Source organism: Mesorhizobium sp. M7A.F.Ca.AU.002.02.1.1 (genome assembly GCF_003998535.1).
Classification (GTDB): domain Bacteria; phylum Pseudomonadota; class Alphaproteobacteria; order Rhizobiales; family Rhizobiaceae; genus Mesorhizobium; species Mesorhizobium ciceri.
This window is the reverse complement of sequence record NZ_RZPB01001347.1, coordinates 1-818: the sequence shown is the minus strand read 5'-3', so window position 1 is coordinate 818 and position 818 is coordinate 1. Positions and strand designations below refer to the sequence as shown.

Genomic DNA, 818 nt, shown 5'->3' with positions numbered 1-818 from the left:
ATCCTCACCTGCGTGCTGACCGACGGATTGAGCGCGGTCGAGGCCGCCTGCCAGGAAGCCATCGAGCACGGCGTCTCGTCGGCCGCGGTGATCCTCAACATCCTGGCCCGCAGCCGCGATCCGGCGCCGGGCACGATCCTTTCCATTCCCCAGGCGCTGAAGCTGGATCACGAGCCGGTCGCCGACTGCGCCCGCTATGACAGCCTCAGGAGGACGAACAGCCATGGAACGCACCGAAGTACTGGAACTGATGGGGGCGCTGAAACTCTTCGGGATGCGCGCGGCCTATGACGAGATCATGGGCGTCGCCATTAAGCGGCAGCACGAACCGCCGAAGATCCTCGGCGATCTGTTGCAGGCCGAGATATCGGAGAAGCAGGCCCGTTCCATCAAGTACCAGCTCACCGTCGCCAAGCTTCCGCTGGCCAGGGATATCGAGGACTTCGATTTTGCCGGCACGCCGGTCAACGAGAGCCTGATCCGCGACCTCGCCGCCGGCGCGTTCGTCGCCGATCAGCGCAATGTCGTCCTGGTCGGCGGGACAGGCACCGGCAAGTCGCATCTGGCGATCGCCATTGCCCGTTCTCTCATCCGCAACGGCGCACGCGGGCGCTTCTTCAACGTTGTCGACCTCGTCAACAGGCTCGAGACCGAGACCCGTGCCGGCCGGCAGGGCCGCATTGCCGATCATCTTACCCGGCTCGACTTCGTCGTCTTCGATGAACTCGGCTATCTTCCCTTCGCCCAGGCCGGCGGGCAGTTGCTCTTCCATCTGGTCTCGAAGCTTTACGAGCGCACCAGCGTCATCATCACCACCA

At 64.2% G+C, this 818-nt stretch carries 1 protein-coding gene and 1 pseudogene; both read left to right on the top strand.

The window, feature by feature from the left end; translation table 11 throughout:
* A pseudogene (locus EN879_RS37635) lies at positions 1-291 on the top strand (IS21 family transposase); the annotation flags it as partial.
* On the top strand, positions 224-818 hold a 595-nt coding region (locus EN879_RS37630; protein ID WP_127274798.1), incomplete at its 3' end, for an ATP-binding protein. The pseudogene EN879_RS37635 and the gene EN879_RS37630, both read left to right, overlap by 68 nt.